The organism is Colwellia sp. D2M02 (assembly GCF_018860755.1).
GTDB lineage: Bacteria > Pseudomonadota > Gammaproteobacteria > Enterobacterales > Alteromonadaceae > Colwellia > Colwellia asteriadis.
Genome location: NZ_JAHKPW010000004.1, coordinates 1 through 6181 on the forward strand (window position 1 = coordinate 1; position 6181 = coordinate 6181).

Consider the following 6181-nt stretch of genomic DNA (forward strand, 5'->3'; position numbering starts at 1 on the left):
TTCTTCGTTAAATTTACTTGCAATAGGTCAGCTATTGACGCGAAATTTGTCTTGCTTATCATATGAAAAAAGAAAAACTATCAAGCTAGGTACTCATAAAAGTAATTTTTGCTGATATTTCAAATTGTTAAATATATCTTAAGCGAGCTTAGGTTATAGTGAGCAGCGTATTAACAAGTAATAGCGCAATATCATTTCTCTGAATAATCAAAATAATTACGCCTGTGTTATTTATTGAGCGTCAGTGAAGTACGCATGATATATTTTCAAGTGATGCCTTTAAGCGATAGGGTAAAAGGATAGAATCACTCAACAGGAGCGCGCGTTAATGATTAAAAACTTTACCAATTTTTTGATGGTTATTAAAACCATACTCACCAAAGAAAATATTATTGATAAAGATATTCAGCGCTTTGCTTATGGCACTGATGCGAGCTTTTATCGGTTGGTACCTAAAGTTGTGTTACGTGTTGACTCGCAGCAGCAGTTGAGCCAAATAATGCGCACAGCCAGTGATAATAACGTTGCCGTTACTTTTCGTGCGGCAGGCACTAGCTTGTCTGGGCAAGCAATTACTGATTCAGTGTTAATTATTTTAAGTCGCGCTTGGCAAGGCATTACTATTTTAGATAGTGGCGATAAAGTTTGCTTACAGCCTGGAGTTATCGGCGCTAGTGCTAACAAAGCACTGAGTCAGTATCATCGGAAAATTGGTCCCGATCCCGCTTCAATTAATAGCTGTAAAGTAGGGGGGATTGCCGCAAATAACTCATCTGGAATGTGTTGTGGTGTTAAAGATAATAGCTATCATACATTGGCGGATATTAAACTTATTTTTGCCGATGGCTCAACCCTTGATACCGCAGATAGCGATTCTATCGCTACATTTAAACAAAACCACGCAACATTAATTAATGGTTTAATGGCCATTGCTGCCGATATACAAGCGCAGCCTGAACTTTTAAGCAAAATACAGCATAAATACCGTTTAAAAAATACCACAGGTTACGGGGTTAATGCCCTAGTAGAGTTTAGTGATCCTATTGATATTATTAGTCATTTAATGATTGGTTCAGAGGGAACTCTCGCTTTTATTGCTGATATAACTTACCACACTGTAAAAGTGATGCCGCATAAAGCCACGGGCTTGTATGTTTTTGATGATATTAATGTTACTTGTCAGTTGGTTAATTTGCTGGCGAATGAACAGGTTGAAGCGATTGAATTGATGGATAGCCGAGCGCTAAATTCAGTAAAATCACATTTAGCGGCACTGATGGACTTTGATGAATTACCCAACAACAGTGCTGCGTTATTAATTGAATTTTCGGCAGACTCCACGGAAAATTTGCATGTATTACAGCAAAAAATAACTTCTCATCTTAATAGTCAAAGCAAACATTTACTCACTTGTCGCGAATTTACTACCGAGCAGGCTATTATTGAAGCGCTATGGAAAATACGTAAAGGCACTTTTCCTGCGGTTGGCGCTCATCGTCAAGCAGGCACTACGGTTATTATTGAAGATGTCGCTTTACCATTAGCGCGTTTAGCTCAAGGTATTGCTGATTTACATCAACTGTTTGATAAATATCACTACGATGAGGCGATAATTTTCGGTCATGCATTAGCGGGTAATTTGCACTTTGTTTTTACTCAAGCATTCGACAGTGCCGCTGAAGTGGCAAGATATCAAAATTTCATGGACGAGGTTACTCAGTTAATAGCCGTTGAATATCAAGGCTCGCTCAAAGCAGAGCATGGCACGGGGCGTAATATGGCGCCTTTTGTTGAGCTGGAGTGGGGCACTGATATTTATCAAATGATGCGTAAAGTAAAGCAACTTTTTGATCCGCTAAATATTTTAAATCCCGGAGTCATTATTAATGATGATGACAACGCGCATATCAGTCATTTAAAAACTATGCCAACAGCTGATGATATTATTGATAAATGCATTGAGTGTGGTTTTTGTGAATCAGTATGCCCTTCAGAAAATTATACCCTAACACCAAGACAGCGCATTACTCTGTGGCGACATATTAAAGACCTTGAAGAAAAGCAAACAAGCACTGGCTTAAATGAGCAAGAGCGTAAATATTATCAGGATCTTATTAGCGATTATCAGCATTTTGGTATTGATAGCTGTGCAGCAACCGGTTTATGCGGACAAGAATGCCCAGTAGGTATTAATACTGGAGAATTTATCAAATCATTACGTGCAGCGAAACAAACGAAAACATCTACGATTATTGCCACTAAGGCGGCAGCTCATTTTAGTGGCGTTAGCCAGTTAGCTAAAGTAGGGCTCAATGCCACCGCTTTAACACGTAAAACTATTGGAGAAAAAGCACTTACTAAAAGTTTTGCCGCCGTTAATAAGTTGAGTGCTAATACAATACCGCTTTGGTATCCAGCGTGGCCTAAGGGCGCCGAAACGGACAAAAAAATTGGTGAGTATTATAGTGAAAAAGTCATTTATATTCCCGCATGCGCTAATCGAATTTTTGCGACAGACAATACCAGTAAAGACCAGCGCCCGATTCAACAAGTGATGCGCTCGGTATTAAATAAAGCACGTGTACAAGTAGTCATACCTGAAAATATCAATAAATTTTGCTGTGGTATGCCTTGGGCTTCAAAAGGGTTACCTGACATAGCACAGCAAAAGGCTGATGAATTCATTGCCATGTTAATGGCATGCTCAGAGCAAGGTAAATGGCCAATTGTTACCGACGCTAGTCCCTGTGCGCTAACACTTGATGAAGCCAATCAAACGCTTAAAATTTATGAAGCGAGTGAGTTTATTGCACAGTTTGTGTTAGACAAACTGAATATTTCTCCTTCTAATGATCCCTTTATGCTGCATAAAACCTGTAGTAGCCAAAAGTTAGATGGGGGAGTGCACTTAATGAGAATTGCTCAGCAATGCAGTACTAATATTGTCGTGCCTAATGACATCAATTGCTGCGGCTTTGCTGGTGATAAAGGCTTTTTTGTGCCTGAACTGAACAAAAGTGCTTTACAGCCTCTTAAAGCGCAAATTCCGTCAGGTTGTCAGCGGGGTTTAAGTAATAGTAGAACTTGTGAAATAGGTTTAAGCGCACACAGTGATATTAGCTACCAATCGTTTTTATACTTGCTTGATGAAGTGAGTGAACCGCTTTAATTACCAAAATTACCGTAGGCGTTAGGGGTTATGTAAACTATCGAGGTTACACCAAATGCTAAAATGACGGTGATTAAAGCGCTTATCGGTCGCGGTGTACCAAGTGGAAGCTTCATGAGCAACTAAAGTGAATTTTTTTTTATGACCATTAATCGCAACATGACAAATAAGCTTTTCTAGGGTTTTGTTAACCACTTGTACTTGGGCGAATCCCTTAGCAGTACGTTGATGTTTAACGGTAATTTTGGGGGTCGCGAAGGCATTAATAGCAAATAATAAAAGTATTAGCGGACTCAGTCTTAGCATAAATTAGCTTGTTTACACCATTATCAGTAATTATTTTTAAGTTTAGCATTGAAAGCAGAATTAGCGTCACCATAACTTATAACAACGCAGTAATTAATGAATAGTATCAATCACGCTAGTTATGAAATTTCGTGACATTCTGGTTATCGCAATTCAATTACAACATTATAAATATGCTATTTAAGCATTAACAAGAGATATAAACATGGCTAACTTTGTACCAGTAAGAAAAGAACAACACCAAAACCTTAAACTTGCCACACAGCGTAATTTAGCACATGTTGCTAACCAACATATCGTGCCAGTAACAGCGGCAGAATATGCACAAGCTTCAGCGAGTTTTCCTGTTGTTTTAGTTAAAAATCCTGATTCGCCACGTTACCGTAGTATCGCTATGTTAGGTTTAGAAAGCGGTGAAAACTTATTTTACCAAGATGAAAAATGGACAGGTTTATCTGTGCCGCTAAGCATTGGTATGGCACCTTTTGCATTAGGTATTGACCCAGATAAAGAAAATACATTAACCGCTTGTATTGATGTTGACAGTGAGTTTGTTGGCGAAGATAAAGATATCGCCTTATACGACGCTGAAGGTAAAGAAACAGAAACATTAACAAATGTTCAACAGTCATTAGGTCGTTTATATGACAACGAGCGTATGACTGAGAACTTCATCAAAGAATTAGAAGAAAACAACTTATTACAAGAACTACAGTTAAACATCGATTTAAGTAACGGTGAAAAGAAAAAGCTAGTGGGTATTTTCACAATTAACGAAGATAAAATTAGAGATCTTTCTGACGAGAAAGTTGTAGACTTCCATAAACGTGGTTTATTTGTACCTATTTATGCAATGTTAGGCTCGTTAGGTCAAATTAACCGTTTAGTGCAATTAAGAAACCTTACCTCTGCAACTAAAGTAACCTCTGTGCAAATGGCACCAGTAGCACAAGAAGAAGCAAAGGCAGAAACAGCTGAAAGCTAAGTCATATTTTGCTTTGTTTTTATAAAAGGGTCTTCGGACCCTTTTTTGTGTTTAAAAAAAATTCAAATTCTGTATTCCTGTCTTTGTAGACCTGTGGTAGTTTAGAGAAAGCAGTAGTCCCTCATTACGGAAAATTAATATGGCCAATCAAAATCAACTTCCTAAGGAATTGGAAGAACAAATACAAAGTGTGGCGAGTGATGTTTATATTCAAATTGAAGATAAGCTAACCCATTTAATTAGTGCTGCCATTGAAACGGGTGTCCATGAAAAGGTTTCATTAGATCAAGATGATAACTTTAAAGCACTCAATAAAAGTTACCAAGAAAGTTTAGCGGAACTAAAAAAACAAGAACGTAAATTAGCGGAACAACAACAAAAATCAACGAAAGAAGCTGCTGATTTACAAGCTAAAATTAAAGAGTACAGTACAGATCTTGAAGCACAAAAACAGAGCTTTCAAGTAGAGCTAACGCAAAATACGATTAATTATACAGAAACCATTGAGCAACTAGAGCATAAGTTAGCCAATGTGCAGAATGAGCAATCACAACAACAAAATCAATCTGTTGATAATAGTAGCAAGCTGCAAGAAAAACTCTTAGAAACTGAGCAAAAGCTGAAAGATCAAAAACAAGCCATAGACGGCTTGAATGGTCGAATTTCCGTGTTAACAGAGCAAGAGCAGCGCTTATTAAAACAAATTGCTACGCTAACCTCCGAAAAAGATGGCGATACCCAAGCATTACAAGCTGAATTAACAGCGGCACAGCAGCAAGTTAACGCGCAAGCTGACGAATTAATCGCTCAGAAAAAACAAGCCGATACGCTTAACGAAAAGTTAACTTCAAGTAGCGATAGCTTAAATAAGTTAATTGCAGAAAATAAAAGTAATTTAGAAAACCAAGAGCAACAAACACAAAAAGCCGTTGCTGCTATTCAAGAACAATTAAAAGCAGAGCAGAATAATAATGCCGAGCTGCAGCAGCAGTTAAGCGCACAACAAAAAACGTTAGACACCCAACTTGATTCAGAAAAAAAATGGGCGGCACAGCATAAGCAAGCACTTGAACAAGCAGAGCAGTTAAAAACTGAACTAGTAAAAGCACAAGAACAAGTGAGCGCAGAGCAAGCATTGAGCCTAGAAAAAATAGCTGAAATTGAAGCGAAACATCAAGCAACGCAACAAAAAATAGTTGATGATAAAAAAGCGCAAGAACAATATGTTAGTGAGTTAAAGCAGTTACAAAGCAGTGCAACAGAAAAACTACTAGAAGTAGAAAAAAGTCACTTGCAATTAAATGAGCAGCTTAGCAAAGAACAAAATGACGCTAAACAATATCAACAACAAGTATTGGCGCTGCAAAGTGATATAAAAACCGCGAAAGAAAGCGAAGAAAGTACCTTGCAACGCTTTAATGCGAATCGTGAAAAACAAGAGCTGGACAATAATAAAGTACGAGAAACAATAAAGTTTTTACGTGATGAAAATCATAACTTAATTGCAACTCATGCCGAAGAAACGGCAAGTTTAGCTGAAAAAATCAATGAATTAGAGCATAAACTTACCGAATATAGATTGAAGTTTGAATATGCCCAAAAACAATTAGCTAACTAGCTGCTGTTGAACTTTCACGGTTAACTTTTGTTCGAGCTAAAAGGGCTTTAATCGCGAGAGTAGTGTGTAGCCTAGTAATTTTACAGTGTTATCGCCTTTTTAG

General features: G+C 37.7%; 4 protein-coding genes. 3 read left to right on the forward strand and 1 reads right to left on the reverse strand.

Annotation, left to right across the window (positions count from 1 at the left end):
* The first annotated feature begins 328 nt into the window (after positions 1–328).
* Positions 329–3169 (forward strand): FAD-binding and (Fe-S)-binding domain-containing protein, encoded by a 2841-nt coding sequence (locus KO495_RS00395; protein WP_215978417.1) that lies wholly within the window; start codon positions 329–331, stop codon positions 3167–3169.
* Positions 3170–3190: 21 nt separating this feature from the next.
* On the opposite strand, the gene KO495_RS00400 is transcribed toward KO495_RS00395, so the two are convergent.
* Complete coding sequence (locus KO495_RS00400; protein ID WP_215978418.1) at positions 3191–3475, reverse strand: hypothetical protein; 285 nt, start codon at positions 3473–3475, stop codon at positions 3191–3193.
* Positions 3476–3680: 205 nt separating this feature from the next.
* On the opposite strand from KO495_RS00400, the gene KO495_RS00405 reads away from it, so the two are divergent.
* The gene (locus KO495_RS00405) at positions 3681–4460 is read left to right on the forward strand and encodes a SapC family protein (protein WP_215978419.1); all 780 of its coding nucleotides are present in this window, start codon (positions 3681–3683) and stop codon (positions 4458–4460) included.
* 139 nt (positions 4461–4599) lie between these two features.
* The gene (locus KO495_RS00410) at positions 4600–6078 is read left to right on the forward strand and encodes a hypothetical protein (RefSeq protein WP_215978420.1); all 1479 of its coding nucleotides are present in this window, start codon (positions 4600–4602) and stop codon (positions 6076–6078) included.
* The last annotated feature ends 103 nt before the right edge of the window (positions 6079–6181 follow it).